Here is an 18,355-nt window from a genome sequence, read left to right on the forward strand (position 1 = left end):
CCCGCCCCCGCCCGGCGCCCCGCATCCCACTGAACACCCCGCCGGGACCCGGCGGTTCCGCCGAGCCCAGCGGCTCCAGCGCGCCCGCGACCGCCCGCGGCGGCGGCTCCGCAACACGGCGGCCCGCACCGCCTCTCCTCCCCCGGCCCATGGAAGGACCCGCACCTTGTCCCTGCACCGACTGACCCAGATCGTCATGGGCGTGCCGAACGTCGAGCAGACTGCCGCCTATTACGCCGACTTCGGGCTCGACCCCGTCACGGAGGAGAGCGGCGCCCCCGCCGCGTCGGCGCTGTTCTCGACCGTCGACGGCGGGGAGCAGCTGCGCATCGTGCACACGCCGCGGCGCCGCCTGGTCGAACTCGGCGTGGGTGCCGAGGACCCGGACGACCTCGACCGGGTCGCCGCGGCGCTGGGCCGGCTGGGCGTCCCCGTCGACCGTGCCCCCGGCAGGGTGAGCGCCGTCGACCCGGGCACCGAGGTGCTGGTACGGGTCGAGATCGCCCCGCGTCTCGACCAGGCCCCGGCCGAGGCCACCCCGTACAACCTCCCCGGCGTCGCCGCCCGCCTGCACGAGCGGGCCCCCGGCGTGCTGCGCGAGGGCAGGGTCCGGCCGCGCAAGCTCGGGCACGTCGTCCTCGGCTCCACCGATCAGGAGGCCTCCCAGCGCTTCTTCCAGGAGGGCATCGGGTTCAAGGTCAGCGACCGGGTCACCGGGCTCGCCGCGTTCATGCGCTGCTCCACCGACCACCACAACGTCCTGGTGCAGCAGGCGCCCGTCGCCTTCCTGCACCACACCTCCTGGCAGGTCGACGACGTGGACGAGATCGGCCGCGGCGCCACCGCGATGCTGGCGGCCGACCCCGGGCGCCACACCTGGGGTCTGGGCAGGCACCACATCGGCTCCAACTTCTTCTGGTACCTGAAGGACCCGGCCGGGACCTTCTCCGAGTACTACTCCGACCTGGACTGCATCGTGGACGACGCCCTGTGGAAGCCGGGCGACTTCGAGGGCGCCAAGTCCCTGTGGGCCTGGGGGCCGCCCCCGCCCCCGTCGTTCCTCGAACCCGAGGATCTCGCCGCGCTGATGACCGGCGCTCACGGTGGCGGGGAGTGAGGAGCGCCATGACCACCGCGCACCACGCCGGAGGGCCCGCGAGCGACTGCGACGTCCTGATCGTCGGCGCCGGGCCCACCGGCCTCACCACGGCCCTGCACCTGGCCCGCGCCGGACACCGCGTCACCGTCCTCGAACGCTGGCCCTCCCCCTACGCCCGCCCGCGTGCCGTCCACTACGACGACGAGGTGGCCCGGCTTCTCGCCAGGACCGGCATCGGCTCCGCCCTCGACGGCGTCACGCAGGCGGCCGACACGTACGAGTGGCGCAACGCCACGGGCGAGACGCTGCTCAGTTTCGACTGGTCGGGGCCGGGACGCTCCGGCTGGCCCCGGTCGACGATGTTCCACCAGCCGGACCTGGAACGGGCCCTGACCGAGGCCGCGGCGGCCCACCCGCTGCTGACGATCCTGCGCGGCCACGACGTGGTGTCGGCCGAGGACGGCCCCGACCGGGCCACCGTCACCGCCCGCACCGAGGACGGCGCGGAGCACGCCTTCACCGCCCGGTGGGTGGTCGGCTGCGACGGCACCAACAGCCTGGTCGCCCGGAGCATCGGCACCGGCTTCACCGACCTGGGCTTCACCTACGACTGGCTCATCGTGGACGTCCTGCCGCACGACCGGACTCCGTGGAAACCGGGCAACCTCCAGGTCTGCGACCCGGCCCGGCCCACCACCGCCGTGTCCGGCGGACCGGGGCGCCGCCGCTTCGAGTTCATGCGGATGCCGGAGGAGTCCCTGGCGGAACTGAGCACCCCGGAGACCTCCTGGCGGCTGCTCGAACCCTGGGGCCTCACCCCGGAGACCTGCGTCCTGGAACGCAGCGCCGTGTACACCTTCGCCGCCCGCTGGGCCGACCGCTGGCGCTCGGGCCGCCTGCTGATCGCGGGCGACGCCGCCCACCAGATGCCGCCGTTCGCGGGGCAGGGCATGTGCTCGGGCATCCGCGACGCCGTCAACCTGGGCTGGAAGCTCGACCTCGTGCTCGCCGGACGCGCCGGCACCGACCTGCTCGACACGTACGGCCCCGAGCGCGCCGCGCACATCCGGCACGCGATCGGCATGTCCGTGGAGCTGGGCAGGGTCATCTGCGTCACCGACCCGGAGGCGGCGCGGCGGCGCGACGCCCACTTCCTGGCCCACGACGCCGACCCGGACCGCGCCCTGCCGCCCATACCGCCGCCCCGGTTGCCGGAAGGTTTCCTGCACCACACGCCCGACGGCGCCCTGGGCGAGGGCGCCGGACTGCTCAGCCTCCAGGGCCGCGTCACCCGCGCGGGCCGCACCGGGCTGCTCGACACCGTCACCGACGAGGGCTTCGTCCTCGTCACGACCGAGGACCCGCGCGCCTCGCTGGGCGCCGAAGGGCTCGCCCGCCTCGACGCCCAGATACTGCACCTCGTCCCGGCGGGCCGCGCCGGGCAGCACCCGTACACCGCGGAGGACGTGGACGGCACGTACCTGCCGCACCTGTCCGCGGCCGGCTGGACCGCCGTCCTCGTCCGGCCCGACCACTACGTCTACGGCACCGCCTGCTCCCCCGAGGGCACCTCCGCCCTCGTCCGGGGTCTCGACCAGGCGCTGACCGCCGGGAGGATCGCCGCATGAGCACCCCGTCCACCCCGGAGCCGGCCCCCGTCTGGCTCCCAGGGCCCGAGGCCGACAGCACCCGGCTCGCCCGCTTCACCGCGTTCGCCGCCGAGCGCACCGGCCGTACCTTCAACGGGTACCAGGAGCTGTGGCAGTGGTCCGTGGAGGATCTGCCGGGCTTCTGGTCCGCCGTCTGGGACTGGTCGGGCATCACCTCGGACACCCCCTACGACACCGTCCTCGACGACAGCGCCGGGATGCCGGGCGCCCGCTGGTTCACCGGCGCCCGCCTCAACTACGCCGAGCACGCCCTGCGCGCCGGACGGGACGAGGACGTCGCGCTGATCTCCGTGTCCGAGGACGGGAGAGTCACCGAGACGGACCGGGCCGCGCTGCGCCGCGACGTGGCCGCCCTCGCCGCCTGGCTGCGCGCGGCCGGCGTCGGGCCCGGCGACCGGGTCGCCGGATACCTCCCGCACACCCACCACGCCGTGATCGCCTTCCTCGCCGCCGCGAGCGTCGGCGCCGTCTGGTCGGCCTGCGGCCAGGACTACGCGACCGCGGGCGCGGCGGGCCGGCTCGGCCAGCTCGAACCCGTCGTGCTCTTCGCGGCCGACGGCTACCGCTGGAACGGCAAGGAGTACGACCGGCGCGCGGAGAGCGCCCGGCTGCGGGCCGCGCTGCCCAGCGTCCGCCACCTGGTACGGGTGCCGAACCTGGGGCTGCCGGTGACCGAGGAGGAGAACGACGGCGGCCCGTCCGTCACCTGGGCGGAGGCGACCGCCGCCGACGCGGAGCCCGAGTTCGCCCGCCTCCCCTTCGACGCCCCCCTGTGGGTCCTGTACTCCTCCGGCACCACCGGTGTCCCGAAGGGCATCGTGCACGGCCACGGCGGGGTCCTCGTCGAGCACCACAAGGTCGTCGGCCTCCACCACGACGTACGCCCCGGCGACCGCTTCTTCTGGTACACGAACACCAACTGGATGATGTGGAACCTGCTGGTCTCCGGACTGCTCGTGGGTGCCGCGATCGTCCTGTACGACGGCAGCCCGACCTTCCCGGACGCCGACCGGCTCTGGCGGCTCACCGAGGAACACCGGGTCAGTGCCCTCGGCGTGAGCCCCGGTTACCTCCTCGCCTCGGAGAAGGCGGGCCTCTCCCCGCGCCGCGACCACGACCTCGGGGCGCTGCGCTCCATCGGCTGCACGGGCGCCCCGCTGCCTGCCGCCTCGGCCCTGTGGGCCCGCGACCACGTCGGGGAGAACGTGCAGCTCACCTCCGTCAGCGGCGGCACCGACGTCGTCACCGGCTTCGCGGGGGGCGCGCCGACCGTGCCGGTGCGCCCCGGTGAGCTGTCGGTGCCGCTCCTGGGGGTCGCCCTCGACTCCTGGGACGAGAAGGGCCGGACGGTCAGGGGCGACGTCGGCGAGCTGGTCGTCACCCGGCCGATGCCGTCGATGCCGGTGTACTTCTGGAACGACGCCGACGGCAGCCGCTACCGCGGGGCCTACTTCGACCGGTGGCCCGGTGTGTGGCGCCACGGCGACTGGCTGACCGTCACGGACCACGGCGGGCTGGTGCTTTCCGGCCGCTCCGACTCGACCCTCAACCGGGGCGGCGTACGGCTCGGCAGCGCCGACGTGCACGCCGTCGTCGAGGAGCTGGCGGCCGTCCGCGAGAGCCTGGTGATCGGCGCCGAACTGCCGGACGGGGACTACTGGATGCCACTGTTCGTCGTCCTGGAACCGGGCCACGAGCTGGACGACGCGCTGCGGAAGGAGATCACCACGGCGCTGCGCACCCAGGCCTCCCCGCGGCACGTCCCCGACACGGTGATCGCCGTCCCGGCCGTCCCGCACACGCGCACGGGCAAGAAGCTGGAGATCCCGGTCAAGCGAATCCTCCAGGGCGCGGCCCCGGAGCGGGTGGTGAACCCCGAGGCGGTGGACGACTACGCGGCCCTGGAGTACTTCGCCCGCTACGCGTCGGCGGACGCGAGGGCCGGGGCGTAGGGGCGGTACGGGGGGGGCGGCGCTCAAGTGCGGTGTGCGCGAGCGCCGCCGCCCGGTCCCGTGCTCAGGGGCGGTACTTGAGGACGGGCAGGATCACCGAGTCGATGAACTCGACGATGTACTCCTCGTCCGCGTAGGCGTTCTCGAAGAGCGGCCGGGTGAAGCAGCCCGCGAAGAAGAGCTGCGGCAGGAACGGCGTCGCCTCGGGCGTCCCGGGCAGCTCGCCCCGCGCGACGGCCCGCGCGACGAAGACGCCGAGGTCCTCCTGCGCGAGCAGGGACTCGTGCAGGGCCCGGGCCGCCTCGGGGCGCGGGGCGAATCCGCTCTCTGCCCGGGGCCGTTGCCCCTGGGCGGGCCGCCCGGTCAGAATGTGCGCAAGAAGCTCCGTGATAACAGTGCGCACCGCTCAGGATTCCTGGGCGACGCACGGGAAGGTGCGCAGCGTGCCCAAGGACACACGGATCGATCCCACCGACGCCCGGCTCCTCCTCGCTCTCTCCGCCGAGCCCCGCGCGACCACCGTGGCCCTCGCCGAGCGCACGGGGCTGAGCCGCAACACCGTGCAGGCCCGGCTCGCGGCGCTGGACCGGGACGAGGCCGTCGCCTCCTTCGAGCGGCGCGTCGACCCGGCGGCGCTGGGCTACCCGCTCACCGCCTTCGTCACGACGCACGTCGCGCAGAGGCTGCTCGACGAGGTCGCGGCGGCGCTCGCGGCGATCCCCGAGGTGGTGCAGGTGCACGGGCTGACCGGCGAGAGCGATCTGCTCGTGCACGTCGTCGCGCGGGACGCCGAGGATCTGTACCGCGTCGCCGGGCAGATCCTGGCCCGCCCCGGCGTGGAGCGCACCAACACGGCTCTGGTCATGCGGCAGTTGGTCGAGTACCGGATGACGCCCCTGCTGCGCAGGGCGGCGGGCGGGGGCAGGGCCGCGAGCGGGGGGAACGCGGCTGGTGGCGGCGGGGAGAGGGGCACGAGGCACCTCTCGTCCTGAGGGCGCCCGCCGCTCCCGGGGGCGGGCCGGGGCGGCCGCTCAGCGCCCCGCCGGTCTCGCCTCCCGCACGTCCGACGCCTCCCGCCTCTCCCCGACGTACGGGTCGTCGGACAGGGCGCGCAGCGCTGTCCGCTCGTTGCGGTTGAGGTGGTCGAGGACGGCCGCGGCGACGGCTCCGGGGTCGCGCCGCCTGAAGACGTCGACGATCGTCTCGTGGACGTGCCGGCGTTCCGGGTTCACGCGCGGGTCGGGCTCGGTCTTGCTGAAACCGATACGGATGTAGCGCTCGGCGGCGCGCCACAGCGAGTGGAGGACGCGCAGGTCCCACGCGGTCGCCGCGGGGGCGAGCAGCGCGGCGTGGAAGTCGTGGTGCGTGTCGTACACCGTCTGGATCGTGTGGTGCGGGTCGCCGAAACCGGCGGCGACGGCCTGGAGCCGGTCGAGTTCGGCGTCGGCGATCACCGCGCAGGAGCGGGCGGCGAGTTCCGGTTCGAGACCGCGGCGCAGCCGGTAGATGCCCTGGAGGTCCTCCAGGTAGAGGGGCGCGACGCGAGCGCTGCGGCCCGGCTCGGTGATGACCAGGCCCTCGGCCTCCAGATTGCGCAGCGCCTCACGGACCGGGATGAAGCTCACGTCGAGCATCGCGGCGATCTTCCGCAGCGAGAACGTCTCGCCGGGCGCCAGGTCCCCGGAAACGATGGAGCGACGCAACTCCTCGGTGACCAGGTCCGGCACGGAACGGGCCTCGATCGGCTGGACGGGCGGCTTCATCGGGGTGCCTGCTTTCGGGCCTGGGGCGCGGGGAGCGGGTCCCCGGCGCGGGTGCGGTCGGCCCGACGATAGCGGCAGCGGCGAGTGCCCGGTACGGGACGGCCCACGAGCGAGGTCGCCCCGTACCGGTGAAGACGGGCCCGTCACCCGTGTTGTTGTCCCCCGCGCCGCGCCCGCGTCCACGAACGGCAGCGCCGATACCCCCTGCTCAGGCGGTGCGGTGCGGTGGGGGTACGGGGCTCGGCGTTCGCCGGGCTCGCCCGCCGTGTACGGGGCGGGCGAGCCGGGCGGCAGCGGCGGGCGAGCCCGGCGGAGGCGGCGGCGACCCGAGTACGCCGCCCCGCCGGGCCGGGCTCAGGCCACCGGCGTGTACTCCGTGCCGCCGACCCAGACGCGCTGGATGGCGCGGGTCGCCGTGATGTCGGCGAGGGGGTCGCCGTCGATCAGGAGGAGGTCGGCGCGGTAGCCGGGGAGGATGGCACCGCGGTCGAGCAGGCCGAAGGACTGGGCCGGCAGACTCGTGGCCGAGCGCAGGGCCTCGCGGGGGGTCAGGCCCGCGCGGACGAGCAGTTCCAGTTCGTGGTGCAGGCTCTGCCCGTACGCCGGGTGCACCGGGACACCGGGGGTGGCGTTGGAGTCCGTACCGGCGAGGATGCGCGTGCCGGCGCGGCGCAGGGCGACGACGCTGCCCTCCGCCGCCGCGTAGTCCATGCCCGGTATGCCGAGGCCGCCGAAGCCCTCCATCATCGTCAGCGTCGGGACCGACACCGTGCCCGAGGTGGTGTAGCGGGTCGCGGCCGAGGCGGTCAGCGCGGTGTCGATGGGGACGTGGTGGATCATGTCGACGCCCGCGTCGAGGGCCACGCCCGCCGAGGCGGCGGTGGTGGCGTGGGCCATGACGCGCTTGCCGCGCACGTGCGCGGCGACGGTCACGGCCTTGATCGTCTCGGGGGACAGCCCTGGGACGTCGATGATGATCTTGATGTAGTCCGAGCCCTCGGAGATCCGGGCCCGGACGAACGCGGTGGCCTGGTCGGGGCCGCTCAGGACCGCGTCGGCGGGGAAGGTCGGGATCTGGCTCTGCGGGCTCCCGGGGGCGACCGCGGGGGTGCCCGCGCTGCGGATGTCGGTCAGTCCGGGACGTCCGCGCAGCGAGTCGACGAGCGCGGGCGGGAAGGTCGCCATGTCCAGGGCGGTCGTCACGCCGTAACTCGCCAGCTGCTGAAGGGTGCTGAGGTCCTGGAGGTGGATGTGGGCGTCGATCAGGCCGGGGAGCAGGGTCGCGCCGCCGCCGTCGATCTTGCGCGCCCCGAGAGCGGTGAGGCCGATCCTGCCGTTCTCGATGACCACGGTGCGCGGGGACGTCAGCGAGGTGCCGTCGAAGACGCGCACATTGGTCAGCGCGATCTTCTCCTTCGCGTCAGCGGTGCTCGGCGCCGCCTGCGCGGCGGCGGGGACCGCCAGGACGCCCGCCGCGGCGATTCCGGTGACCGCCGCGGTCTTGAGGAAGTCGCGCCGGTTCCTGTCGTTCATGCACATCGTCGTGCCTTTCTGTCAGGGACGGATCTTGTAGGGGAGATCTGCCGGAGACACACCTGTCATATGTGATAACAGGCGGTATATGGCTACGCGGTATGTGAAGCGGGGATCACAGGTGGAGCAGGCGTTCGGCGTTGCCGTGGGCGATCTTCGCGCGCTGCGCGGAGGACAGCTTGGCCCCGCGCAGGAAACCGACGGCCTGGGCGGTCTTCTCGAAGGGGTAGTCGATGGCGAAGATGACGTTGTCGATGCCCATCACGGCGATGGCGGCGTGCAGCATCGTGTCGTCCATGACGCCCGAGGTGGTGATGGCGATGTTGCGGCGCAGGTACTCGGACGGCTTGCGCTTCAGGGGCACCTTGGTGTTGATGTTCTGGATCTGGACGTCCAGGCGCGAGGCGTGGAAGGGCAGGAACTCGCCCATGTGCCCCAGGATCAGCTTGGCCTTCGGGAAGTCGTCGAAGACGCCGCCCACGATGACGCGCAGGGCGTGGCCACCGGTCTCGGCCGCCCAGCTGTAGAGCGGGCCGACGAGTTCGGGCCGGTTCTTGAGGATGTCCCAGTCGCCGGCCGGGGCGGGCGTGGGGTGCAGGTAGATCGCCGCGCCGAGGTCCTCCAGGGCGGCCCACACCTGCCGGAACTGGGGCTCGTCCAGGTACTGCCCGTTGGTGTGGCCGTTGACCAGGAAGCCGCCCATGCCCAGTTCGCGGATGGCGCGTTCGGCCTCTCGCACCGCGGCCTTCGGGTCCTGGAGGGGCAGTGCCGCGAGACCGCCGAAGCGAGTGGGGTGCGCCGCGATGATCTCGGCGAGCGCGTCGTTGGCGACCTTCGCGTCCCGTACGGCGATCGCCGCGTCCGGCTGCATCTGCACGCCGGGCGGGGTGAGCGAGAGCACCTGCATGGTGACGCCGTTGGCGTCCATGTCGGCCAGGCGGTACTCGGTGATGTCGGGGAGGCGCTTGAACCAGTCCGCCGTGACCTCGGGCTTGAAGGGGATGGCACCGTTGAGGGCCGTGCCCTGGGTGATGAGCCCGGGCAGTATCACGGCCTCCTCGATGGCGATGATCTTCTCGCGGCGGCCGTGGCCACCGTGGGCGGGCGTCCGGCCGTGTGCTTCGGCGGTGCCGGTGCCGAGCAGCGCGGAGGCGCCGAGCACGGCTCCGCCGCCGGCCGCGGTGTTCAGGACCTGGCGTCTGCTCCAGGGGCGAGTACTCATGTGCGGTGGTTCCTCCTGGTGAGGTGGTGCGCGACACGAACAGCCCGCCCCGGCCGCGAGGTGTGGACCTCGGACAGGGTGCGGCCGGGGCGGGGGCTTGCTGCGGTACTGGCCTTGCCTCTATTCGGTTGTGCGACGCGCTCGCCGGGTCGTCCGTCCGGGCCCTGTGCGCCAGGACGGACGAGCCGGCGTGTGTGCCCGGGTCAGTGGGCGGGCGCGTAGTCCTGGACGATCTGCTTGTACTCCAGGAAGTCCTCGACGGAGGCGAGGCCGCCGAGCCGGCCGACGCCGCTGGACTTGAAGCCGCCCTCCTCGAACTCGACGGTCAGGTTGGCCCAGCTGTTGATGGAGATGAGACCTGCCTCCAACTGGCGCGCCACCCGCATGGGGCGGTTCACGTCCTGGCTCCACACGCAGGCGCTGAGGCCGTACTCGGAGTCGTTGGCGAGGGCGATCGCCTCCTCCTCGGTGTCGAAGACCTGGATCGTCTGCACGGGGCCGAAGGTCTCCTCCTGCACGATCGGCAGCGAGGAGTCGGACACCGACAGGAGCGTGGGGTGGTAGAAGGCGCCGCCCGCCAGTTCGGGCGCGGTGCTGGGGCCGCCCCGGACGATGGCCTTGGCACCCGCGGCGAGGGCGGCCTCGACGGCACCGTCGACCCGTGCGACCGACGCCTTGTCGATGAGCGGGCCCATCTGGCTCTCCGGGTCGGCGGCCGGGCCGGGACGCACGCTCTCCAGGCGGGCGGCGAGCGCGGCGGTGAACTCCTCGGCGATCTCCCGCTGGACGAGGATCCTGCTGCCCGTCATGCAGAACTGGCCCGCGAAGACCGTGCAGGACTGGACGGCGGTCGCGAGTGCCGCGTCCTGGTCGGCGTCGGCGAAGACCAGGTGCGGGGTCTTGCCGCCCAGTTCGAGGCCCACCCGCTTGAAGCGGGCCGCCGCGTTCTGCCCGATGATCCGGCCGGTCCTGGTGCTGCCGGTGTAGCTGATGACCGGCACGTCCGGGGAGTCGACCAGGAGGCTCGCGACCTCGGCACCGGACTCGATGACGACATTCACGGCGCCCTTGGGCAGCTCGGGGACGAAGGCGAGGATCTCGCTCATGAGGGCTGCGGTACGGGCCGCCTGACCGGGCATCTTCACGACGGTGGTGCACCCGGCGGCGAGCGCGGGGGCGAGCGCCCGGATGCAGAGGTAGGCCGGCGAGTTCCACGGCACGATGATCCCGGCGACGCCGACGGGCTGCCGGATCGACATGGCCTGCTTGCCGGGGGCGGTGTCGGTGACGTGGCCGTGCGGGTGCACGGCGAGTCCGGCGGCGAAGCGCAGCGCGCGCAGGATGAAGTGGGTCTCGAAGCCCGCCTCGCCCTTGAGCTTGCCGTTCTCCTCGCACAGCGTCTCGATGACCTCGCCCATGCGCGCCTCGTAGGCGTCCGCGAGGTGGCTCAGTGCGGCGGCCCGCTGCATCGGGTCGACGCGCCAGGAGCTCTCGGCGAAGGTGCGTGCCGCCGCGTCGATCGCCGCCTGCCCCACCGCCGCGTCGGCGTCCGCGTACGTACCGATCACGTCACCCGTCGCCGGGTTGACGCTGTCGGAGGTCTGAGAGGACGTGACCCACTCGCCGTCGATCCAGTGGCGTGCCGTGTGCTCTCGGGTCATGGTGCGACTCCTTTGTCGGGGAGGAACAAGTGGAACAAGGGAGTGGGAGAACTCCCCGGAGGGGGACGGTGGTGGGTGGGTGGGGCAAGGCGGGCAGCGGCGCCCGGGGATCAGAGGCCGAGCAGCCGCTCGGCGTTGAGGTGGGCGATCTTCGCACGGTCGGCCTCGCTCACCGGCGCGGTGCGCAGGAACTCGGTGGCCGTCGCCATGTCCTCGAAGGGGTGGTCGGTCCCGAAGAGGATGTGCTCGGAGCCGAGGGCGAGCAGGGCGCACAGCAGCGGGGCGGCCGAGCAGACACCGCTCGTGGTGATGTACAGGTTGTGCCGCAGGTACGCGGACGGCTTCTCGCGGGCGAGCTCGACGCCGTGGCGGTTGTGGAAGTCCCAGCGCGAGTCGAGACGCCACAGGACGTACGGCAGCGCCTCGCCCATGTGCCCGAGCAGGAGCTTCGCCTCGGGGAAGTCGTCGAAGACGCCGCCGAAGACGAGGCGCAGCACGTGCGAGGCGGTCTCCGTGCCCCAGCTCCACATCGGCCCGATCAGCTCGGGGTGCCCCTCCAGGACGTGCGGCGTGTCCACACCGTTGGCGGGGTGCAGGTAGAGCGGGACGCCGAGCCCCTCCGCCATCTCCCACACGACGCGCAGCTCCGGGTGGTCGAGGTAACGGCCCTGGGTGTGCGCGTTCACGAGCGCGCCGCGCAGCCCCAGCTCGCGCACGCTCCGCTCCAGCTCCTTGGCCGCGGCCTTGGGGTCCTGGAGGGGCAGCGCGGCGAAGCCGGCGAAGCGGTCGGGGTGCTCCGCGATGACCCCCGCGAGCAGGTCGTTGACCTGCGTCGCCTTGGCGACGGCGGTCGCCGCGTCCGGCTCCGCCTGGATGCCGGGGGCGTTGAGCGAGAGCACCTGTACGTCGAGCCCCGCCGCGTCCATCTCGGTCAGGCGCTCGCCGGTCAGGTCGAGCAGCTTCCGGGACGCCTCGCGCCACCGGTCGGGCTGCGCGATCGAGGCCGACCCGGCGCCGTACCCCACGAGTTCCGGGGTCACGAAGTGTTCTTCCAGGCCGATGGTCCGCATCCGAGCGCTCCTGTCCGTTTCACTTATATGCATTGACTTCATGGATAGTGAAACGTAGCTTCCCTCGGTGTCAACCCTTGTGAAGCGTGGAAAAGCGGAGGTGCGCGATGACGGGTACGGAAGACGCTGGGGTGGGTCACGCCGTGGAGGACGCGCCGGTGGACGTGGCCGTGGTGGGATACGGCCCGGTGGGCATGGCGGTGGCCAGCCTGCTGGGGCGTGCCGGGCACCGGGTGCTGGTCCTGGAGCGGTACGCGGGGCTGTACAACCTGCCGCGGGCCGCGAGCTTCGACGATGAGACGATGCGCACACTGGACCGGCTCGGCATCGCCGACACGCTGCTGCCGAAGGTCCGGGTGCAGCGCACCTACGAATGGCGCAACGGCGGCGGGGACCTGCTCATGGAGCAGTCCTTCGCCGAGGTGGGGCGCAGCGGCTGGCCCGAGTGGAACATGATGTACCAGCCGGACCTGGAAGAGGCGCTGGACGGGCTCTGCCGCTCGCTGCCGAACGTCGAGGTCCGCCACTCCCGCTCCGTCGTCGGCCTGGAGCAGTCCGACGGGCACGTCACGCTCGCCGTGGACGGCCCCGAGGGGCGCGACGAGGTGACCGCGCGCTACGTGATCGCCTGCGACGGCGGCAACAGCTTCGTCCGCTCGGCGCTCGGCACAGGTCTCCAGGACTACGGTTTCTCCGAGCCCTGGATGGTCTGCGACTTCCGTTTCCGCCGCGCGACGCGCGTGCCGATGGCGCTGCAACTCGGTGACCCGGCGGGCCCGACCTCGATCATCTCGCTCGGCCCGGACCACCACCGCTTCAGCTTCATGCTCGACTCGGTCGACGACTTCGAGACCGAACGCGCCCCCGAGCGCGTGTGGAAGCGCGTCGCCCCCTACCTGACGGGCGAGGACGCCGAGCTGATCCGCGTCGCCACCTACACCTTCCGCTCGCTCGTGGCCGACGACTGGCGCGTCGGGCGCGTCCTGCTCGCCGGGGACGCCGCGCACCAGATGCCGCCCTTCCTCGGGCAGGGCATGTGCTCGGGCTTCCGCGACGCGCAGAACCTCGCCTTCAAGCTGGACCACGTCCTGCGCGGGACGGCCCCGGACACGGTGCTCGACACGTACCAGGCGGAACGCGAACCGCACGTGCGCGCCGTGACCGAGAAGGGCATCGAACTCGGCCACCTCCAGACCCTCCGCGACCCCGAGCTGGCCGCGGAACGCGACCGGACGCTCCTCGCCCGGCGCGCCGCCTCCTCGGCGCCCGAGCCGATGCGCTTCCCGAGCCTCCAGGGCGGCCTGCTCTCGCGGACCGCGTGCGCGGGGCGTGGCGAGCTGTCGGTGCAGGGCGTCGTCGACGACGGCACGCGACGGGGCCTGCTCGACCAGGTCGTGGGCGGCGGCTTCCACCTCATCGCGGGGGGCGACACGCTCCGGGACGCGTCGCTGCCCGCGGAACTGCGCCGGGCCGGTGTGCGCGTCGTCGCGCTCGGCGGGCAGGCCGACGGCCTGCCGGAGGCGGCCGTCGTCGAGGACGCGGAGGGCACCTACGCGCGCTGGTTCGCGGAGCTGGGGTGCTCGGCCGTCCTCGTCCGTCCGGACTTCTACGTCTACGGGACGGCGGACGGCGCGGAGGCGACGGCGGCCCTCGTCGCGGAACTCCTGGACGCGCTCGACGAGGGTGCCGTGGCGGCCTGAGACGAGCGCCGGCGCGCGCGGTGCCCGTACCGGCACGTGCGCGCGCCGCGCGTAGCGGGTGCGGCCGGACGGCCAGGGGCGTCGGCCGCCGGGGCGGTCACTATGATCGCCCCTGTGACCCCTCGCCTCTCCTCCGATCCCGAAGACTCCGAGCCCACCGAGTCATCCCCTGCCCGGCAGGGAATCCAGTCCGTCGAGCTGGCGATGACGGTGCTGCGCGCCCTGGAGGAGGGGCGGGGCCCGCTGAGCCTCACGCAGATCGCCGCGGCCAGCGGGATGCAGCCCAGCAAGGCGCACCGCTACCTGGTCAGCCTGATAAGGACCGGGCTCGTCGCCCAGTCGCGCAGCTCGGGGCGGTACGACCTCGGCCCCGCGATGCGGCGGCTCGGCGTCGAGTCGCTGCGCCGCATGGACGAGGTCGCCCTCGTCAGCGAGCACCTGCCCGAGCTGCGGGAGCGCACCTCGCACGCGGTGAACCTGTCGGTCTGGAGCGACCACGGACCCGTCGTGGTGCGCTGGGAGTACGGCGCCCACGCCCTGCCCATCACGGTGCGGGCCGGTGCCACGATGCCGCTCCTGAACTCGGCGATGGGCGGGGTCTACCTCGCCTACCTTCCCGCGCAGCTCACCGAGCCGGTGCTGCGCGGCCAGGCGGAGCGGGAGACGCTGGACGCGGCGACCCGCGAGCGGGCCCGGACGATCAGGGCCGAGGTCCTGGGCTCCGGTGTCGCGGCCACCGTGGGCGGCGTCATCCCCGGCGTCACCTCGCTGGCGGCGCCCGTGTTCACGGCGGGCGACTCCTTCCCGCTCGTGGTCACGCTCGTGATGCCGAGCCGCGTCGCCACCGAGGAGGACCTGCCCCGCCTGACCGGGGAACTCCTGCACTCCACGCGGGCCATGTCGGACGACCTGGGGTACTCGGCGGAGCTGTGAGAACCCGCCGCCCCCGGTGACGAGGCTTCCGCCGAGGTGGTCGGGCTACCGGGCGGCCCGCCCTGCCGCCGTGGCGGTCACACGCGGGCCGGCTCCTCCAGCCAGGCGGAGGCGGACTTCTTGATGTCCCGCTCCAGGTCGCTGCCCTTGGTCGCGAAGACCCGGCCCACCGGGAATCCGCTGGCCTCCAGGAGGTAGGCGAGGGCGGCGTACTCCCGCGGGTACCGGGCGGCCGCCTCCGCGTCGATGTCGACGATCCCGGTGGGGAAGGTGAAGGTGCCGAAGTCGTAGACGCTCTTGCGGTCGCTGATGCGCCAGGTTCCGTCCCGCTTCTCCAGGCGGTCGATGAACCGGTTGTGGCCCTCGCAGCCGAGGCGCAGGTCGACGTTCTCGCCGATGATGACGGCGTTGGTCTCGCTGACGGCGCGGGTCCCGTCGGCGGAGAAGGTCACGACGGGCGCGGTGATCAGGTGCTTGGTCCGGAAGGCCGAGGCGCCCATCCGGGCGGAGGCGTCCACGAAGTCGTACGCCCGTCCCTCGAACCAAGTGATCTCGATCTGGCCGTCGGGGTGGAAGAGGCCCTTCAGGCGGTCCCACTCCCCCAGGTCCCGGTGAATCCACCCGGTCATGAGGTCGGCGATGTCCTGTCGGTCCTGAGATGTCACGTTCATGCGTCCAGCCTGCATCCGGCCGGGCGATAGGTCCAACCGAAAGATACGATCGACTGATCGGTGACAGCGATGGACAGGAGATGTGATGGAGCTGCGGCACCTGCGCTATTTCGTCGCCGTCGCGGACGAGCGGCACTTCGGCCGGGCCGCCGCGTCGCTGCACGTCACCCAGTCCACGCTCAGCGCCCAGATACAGGCGCTGGAGCGGGAGGCGGGCGGGCTCCTGTTCTCCCGTACCAGCCGGCACGTCGAGCTGACCGAGGCCGGTGCGCTGCTGCTGCCCGAGGCGCGCAGGGTGCTGGCACAGGCCGGCCGCGCCTTGCGGGTGGCCCGGGAGTCGCTGCGGGGCGAGACGGGGTCGGTCCGTATCGGCTTCTCCGGCGTCGCCGTCCTCCAGGGCGTCCTCTCGGACGACCTGCGCGACTTCCGCCGGGCGCACCCGCGCGTGGACCTCGCGCTGACCGAACTGCCGCCCGTCGCCCAGGTCCAGGCGGTGCGCGACGGCGCGCTCGACCTCGGCTACTGCCCCGACCTGAGCCTCGGCGACACGGACGGCCTGCGGGTCACCCGCCGCGCCCCCACTCCCCTGTCGGTCGCCCTGCGCGCCGACCACGAGCTGGCCGACGCGTCCTCGGTCACCACCTCCGCCCTGATCGCCCACGACCTCATCGTCTTCGCGAGCGGGGCGGAGGACGAGACGGTCCTCTCCCGGCTCTGGCCCGCCGCCGAGGAGGACCGCTCCCGGGTCCGCGTGGCGGGCAGCACGCTCGGCGCCCTCGCTCTCGCCCTCGCCGGTATCGGCGTGGCCGTCGTTCCGACCGCCACGGAACACATCGCCCTGCCGGGTCTTCGCTACCGTCCCCTGCACGGCGCACCACCGGGACCGGACCTGCTGGTCCTCGGCAGGCGCGAGGAGACGGCAGGAGCGGTCCGCGCCTACCTCGACGGCGTCCCCTCCCTCTGAAGCGGCAGCTGTGATTCCGGCCCGTGGGGCTTCACGGCCGGTCGGCGGACCGGAGCGGCGGCCGGTGTCCAAGGCGCTTCTGCGCACCCGCACTTGTCCAGTGACCCAGCGTCCGCGCGGACCAGTGGCAGGTCCGCGCGGACAGCCCGTTTCCTCGGGCACGGGGGGCACGACGCGGTGCGTCAGGCCACCTTGACGCCGGTCCCGAGGGTCCACTTCTGGTTGGCGCCGCCGTTGCAGTCCCACAACTCCAGGCCGGCGCCGTTGGGGTTGGCGGTCCCGGTGACGTCGAGGCAGAGCCCGGACTGCACGCCGGTGATCGTCCCGTTGGAGTTGACGTTCCACTGCTGGTTGGCGCCGCCGTTGCAGTCGTAGATCTCCACGTGCGTACCGGCTGTGACAGCGCCGCCGTGGGCGTCGAAGCACTTACCGAGCACCTTCAGGGTCTTGGCCGAGGAGCTGTAGGTGATCTTCTGGTTGGCGCCGCCGTTGCAGTCCCACACCTCCAGCTGCGTGCCGTTCGCCGGGGTGCTGTCCGGGTCGTCGGCACAGCGGCCGGAGAGGCCGCTGGTCAGGTTGCCGCCGACCGGGGTCGCCGAGCCGGACGGGGTGACCTTGAACAACGCGGACTCGTGCGGGGCCAGGCTCCGGCTGACGGAGTTGGTGAGAGTCTCGTTCGATTTGCCCCAGAGGTTGCGCACCGTGGCGGAACCGCTGAACCCGAGGTCGGAGAAGTTGGCCGTGACCGTCTCGTTGCCGGCCCGGTCGGAACGGTTGAACAGCGCCACCGTGTAGCTCCCGTCCGGGTTCTTCTGCCTCGTGGCCCACACCTGCAGATCGTTGTTGTCCGAGATCCGGCTGGCCACCACGGAGTCGGTCTGGTTGACGTTGGTCACCTCGGCGTTCTTCAGCATGTTGAGGTCACCGGCGTCCAGGTTGGTCAGGTCGCTCCCCAGCATCATCACCGACCGCGTGATCGCCCACAGAGTGATCACGCTCTGCCGCTCGTTCACCGTCAGGCCGTTGTGGTCGCCGTTGCCGACCTCGATCGAGTCCGGGTCGTTCCAGCCACCCGGACCGGCGTACTGCCCCCACTGTGCCAGGTTCGCCCAACGCGGCCCGACATTGCTCCAGTTGGTGAGGGTCGAGCAGTAGCACTCGATGTCACCCCCTGTACGCCAGCTGTTGGAGTACTGCTGCCAGGTCTTGATGTTGTTGATGTCCAGGGTGTTCGACAGGCCGTAGTGGATGGTGCGGCCGGTCTGGTTGAGCGCCTTCGACCAGGCGATGACGTCGTCCTGGTCGCTGGTGTGCACGCCGTCGATCTTGATGTAGTCGACTCCGTAGGAGGCGAACAGGTTCGCCCACGAGTTCACGAACGCCTGTGCCGCAGTGGGGTTCTTGTTGTAGTCGATGAAGTACATGACATTGCCGAACCCGCCGTAGTTCGACTCGAAGGTCGACGTGCTGGAGACGATGTCCCGTGCGTGGTAGGACGTGCCCTCGATCGGGGTGTTCTGGTCGTACGCCGCCTTCGGGATGCCCGGCGTCACGTACATGCCGAACTTCTCCCCCAGGCCGTGGATGAAGTCGCCCAGGTTCTTCATGCCGTCCGGGAACTTGGCCGTGTCGACGGCCCAGCGACCGTACTGGTCGACGGTGGTGCCGGGGTTCTTGATGTAGTAGTCGTCCAGGTTGATGTATTTGTAGCCCGCGGACATCAGGCCCGAGTCGTGCATTGCCTGAGCCTGGGCCTTGATCTTGGCCTCGGTCGGGTTGTTCCTGATGGCGCTCCAGCTGCTCCACCCCATCGGCGGCGTCCGCGACGCCCCGTTGTCCTGGGCCTGCGCGGGCGTCGAGCCCACGAGGGTGGAGAGGAGCAGCGACGATGCCAGGGCAACCGTCGCGACGAGCCTGCGTGGGGACATGCCTCTCCTTTGGTCGGTTCGCTTCGCGTCAGGAGTTGCGGACGGCCGTGGTTGTCGACCGGGGGTCGTCGTCGCCGGGCACGCGTACGGGAATTAGCCCGGCGTCTCACCGTGGGTAAAAAGCGCCACACCGCAATACGGAAACTCACGCTTTGTTGTACGCGCACCCCGAGGGGGCGTCTATGTGTG

15 protein-coding genes are annotated in these 18,355 nt (G+C 72.3%); 7 read left to right on the forward strand and 8 right to left on the reverse strand.

What is annotated here, in order from left to right; genetic code table 11:
• Positions 1-166 precede the first annotated feature (166 nt).
• From G3I42_RS15145 to G3I42_RS15155, 3 genes are read left to right on the forward strand one after another with little or no spacing between them, the layout of a single operon-like run.
• Positions 167-1,117 (forward strand): VOC family protein, encoded by a 951-nt coding sequence (locus G3I42_RS15145; protein ID WP_164286259.1) that lies wholly within the window; start codon positions 167-169, stop codon positions 1,115-1,117.
• A gap of 8 nt (positions 1,118-1,125) precedes the next feature.
• The gene (locus tag G3I42_RS15150) at positions 1,126-2,727 is read left to right on the forward strand and encodes a bifunctional 3-(3-hydroxy-phenyl)propionate/3-hydroxycinnamic acid hydroxylase (protein ID WP_164286261.1); all 1,602 of its coding nucleotides are present in this window, start codon (positions 1,126-1,128) and stop codon (positions 2,725-2,727) included.
• Positions 2,724-4,721, forward strand: coding sequence for an acetoacetate--CoA ligase (locus G3I42_RS15155; protein ID WP_164286263.1), 1,998 nt, complete (start codon positions 2,724-2,726; stop codon positions 4,719-4,721). The genes G3I42_RS15150 and G3I42_RS15155 overlap by 4 nt, the downstream gene beginning before the upstream one ends.
• Positions 4,722-4,785: 64 nt before the next feature.
• Here the strand turns inward: G3I42_RS15155 and G3I42_RS37590 are convergent, their stop codons facing one another.
• Positions 4,786-5,124 (reverse strand): TetR-like C-terminal domain-containing protein, encoded by a 339-nt coding sequence (locus tag G3I42_RS37590; protein ID WP_164286265.1) that lies wholly within the window; start codon positions 5,122-5,124, stop codon positions 4,786-4,788.
• Between the two features lie 40 nt (positions 5,125-5,164).
• Between G3I42_RS37590 and G3I42_RS15165 the strand changes: the two genes are divergently transcribed.
• Complete coding sequence (locus G3I42_RS15165) at positions 5,165-5,713, forward strand: Lrp/AsnC family transcriptional regulator (RefSeq protein WP_164286267.1); 549 nt, start codon at positions 5,165-5,167, stop codon at positions 5,711-5,713.
• Between the two features lie 39 nt (positions 5,714-5,752).
• Here the strand turns inward: G3I42_RS15165 and G3I42_RS15170 are convergent, their stop codons facing one another.
• From G3I42_RS15170 to G3I42_RS15190, 5 genes are all read right to left on the reverse strand, one after another.
• On the reverse strand, positions 5,753-6,484 hold the full coding sequence (locus tag G3I42_RS15170; protein ID WP_203606840.1) for a GntR family transcriptional regulator: 732 nt from the start codon (positions 6,482-6,484) through the stop codon (positions 5,753-5,755).
• 354 nt (positions 6,485-6,838) lie between these two features.
• Positions 6,839-8,023, reverse strand: a complete 1,185-nt coding sequence (locus tag G3I42_RS15175) for an amidohydrolase family protein (RefSeq protein WP_164286269.1) — start codon at positions 8,021-8,023, stop codon at positions 6,839-6,841.
• 109 nt (positions 8,024-8,132) lie between these two features.
• Complete coding sequence (locus G3I42_RS15180) at positions 8,133-9,239, reverse strand: amidohydrolase family protein (protein WP_164286271.1); 1,107 nt, start codon at positions 9,237-9,239, stop codon at positions 8,133-8,135.
• Positions 9,240-9,442: 203 nt separating this feature from the next.
• The gene (locus tag G3I42_RS15185) at positions 9,443-10,900 is read right to left on the reverse strand and encodes an aldehyde dehydrogenase family protein (RefSeq protein ID WP_164286273.1); all 1,458 of its coding nucleotides are present in this window, start codon (positions 10,898-10,900) and stop codon (positions 9,443-9,445) included.
• Between the two features lie 110 nt (positions 10,901-11,010).
• The gene (locus tag G3I42_RS15190; RefSeq protein ID WP_164286275.1) at positions 11,011-11,970 is read right to left on the reverse strand and encodes an amidohydrolase family protein; all 960 of its coding nucleotides are present in this window, start codon (positions 11,968-11,970) and stop codon (positions 11,011-11,013) included.
• Positions 11,971-12,077: 107 nt separating this feature from the next.
• Between G3I42_RS15190 and G3I42_RS15195 the strand changes: the two genes are divergently transcribed.
• Both G3I42_RS15195 and G3I42_RS15200 read left to right on the forward strand, forming a co-directional pair.
• Positions 12,078-13,670: a bifunctional 3-(3-hydroxy-phenyl)propionate/3-hydroxycinnamic acid hydroxylase gene (locus G3I42_RS15195; protein ID WP_164286277.1), complete on the forward strand. Its 1,593-nt coding sequence runs from the start codon at positions 12,078-12,080 to the stop codon at positions 13,668-13,670.
• A 114-nt stretch (positions 13,671-13,784) separates the two neighbouring features.
• Positions 13,785-14,603 carry an IclR family transcriptional regulator gene (locus G3I42_RS15200; RefSeq protein ID WP_343244548.1) on the forward strand — a complete coding sequence of 273 codons (819 nt, stop codon included), beginning with the start codon at positions 13,785-13,787 and terminating at the stop codon, positions 14,601-14,603.
• A gap of 77 nt (positions 14,604-14,680) precedes the next feature.
• Here G3I42_RS15200 and G3I42_RS15205 read toward each other — a convergent pair whose 3' ends face one another.
• Positions 14,681-15,274: a nuclear transport factor 2 family protein gene (locus tag G3I42_RS15205; protein ID WP_164286282.1), complete on the reverse strand. Its 594-nt coding sequence runs from the start codon at positions 15,272-15,274 to the stop codon at positions 14,681-14,683.
• Between the two features lie 85 nt (positions 15,275-15,359).
• Between G3I42_RS15205 and G3I42_RS15210 the strand changes: the two genes are divergently transcribed.
• Positions 15,360-16,238, forward strand: a complete 879-nt coding sequence (locus G3I42_RS15210) for a LysR substrate-binding domain-containing protein (protein WP_164286284.1) — start codon at positions 15,360-15,362, stop codon at positions 16,236-16,238.
• A gap of 182 nt (positions 16,239-16,420) precedes the next feature.
• Here the strand turns inward: G3I42_RS15210 and G3I42_RS15215 are convergent, their stop codons facing one another.
• Entirely contained in the window at positions 16,421-18,166 is a 1,746-nt protein-coding gene (locus G3I42_RS15215) for a glycoside hydrolase family 27 protein (RefSeq protein ID WP_164286286.1), read from the reverse strand.
• Positions 18,167-18,355 lie beyond the last annotated feature (189 nt).

It is taken from the genome of Streptomyces sp. SID11385 (assembly GCF_010548245.1).
In the GTDB taxonomy this organism is placed as follows: domain Bacteria; phylum Actinomycetota; class Actinomycetes; order Streptomycetales; family Streptomycetaceae; genus Streptomyces.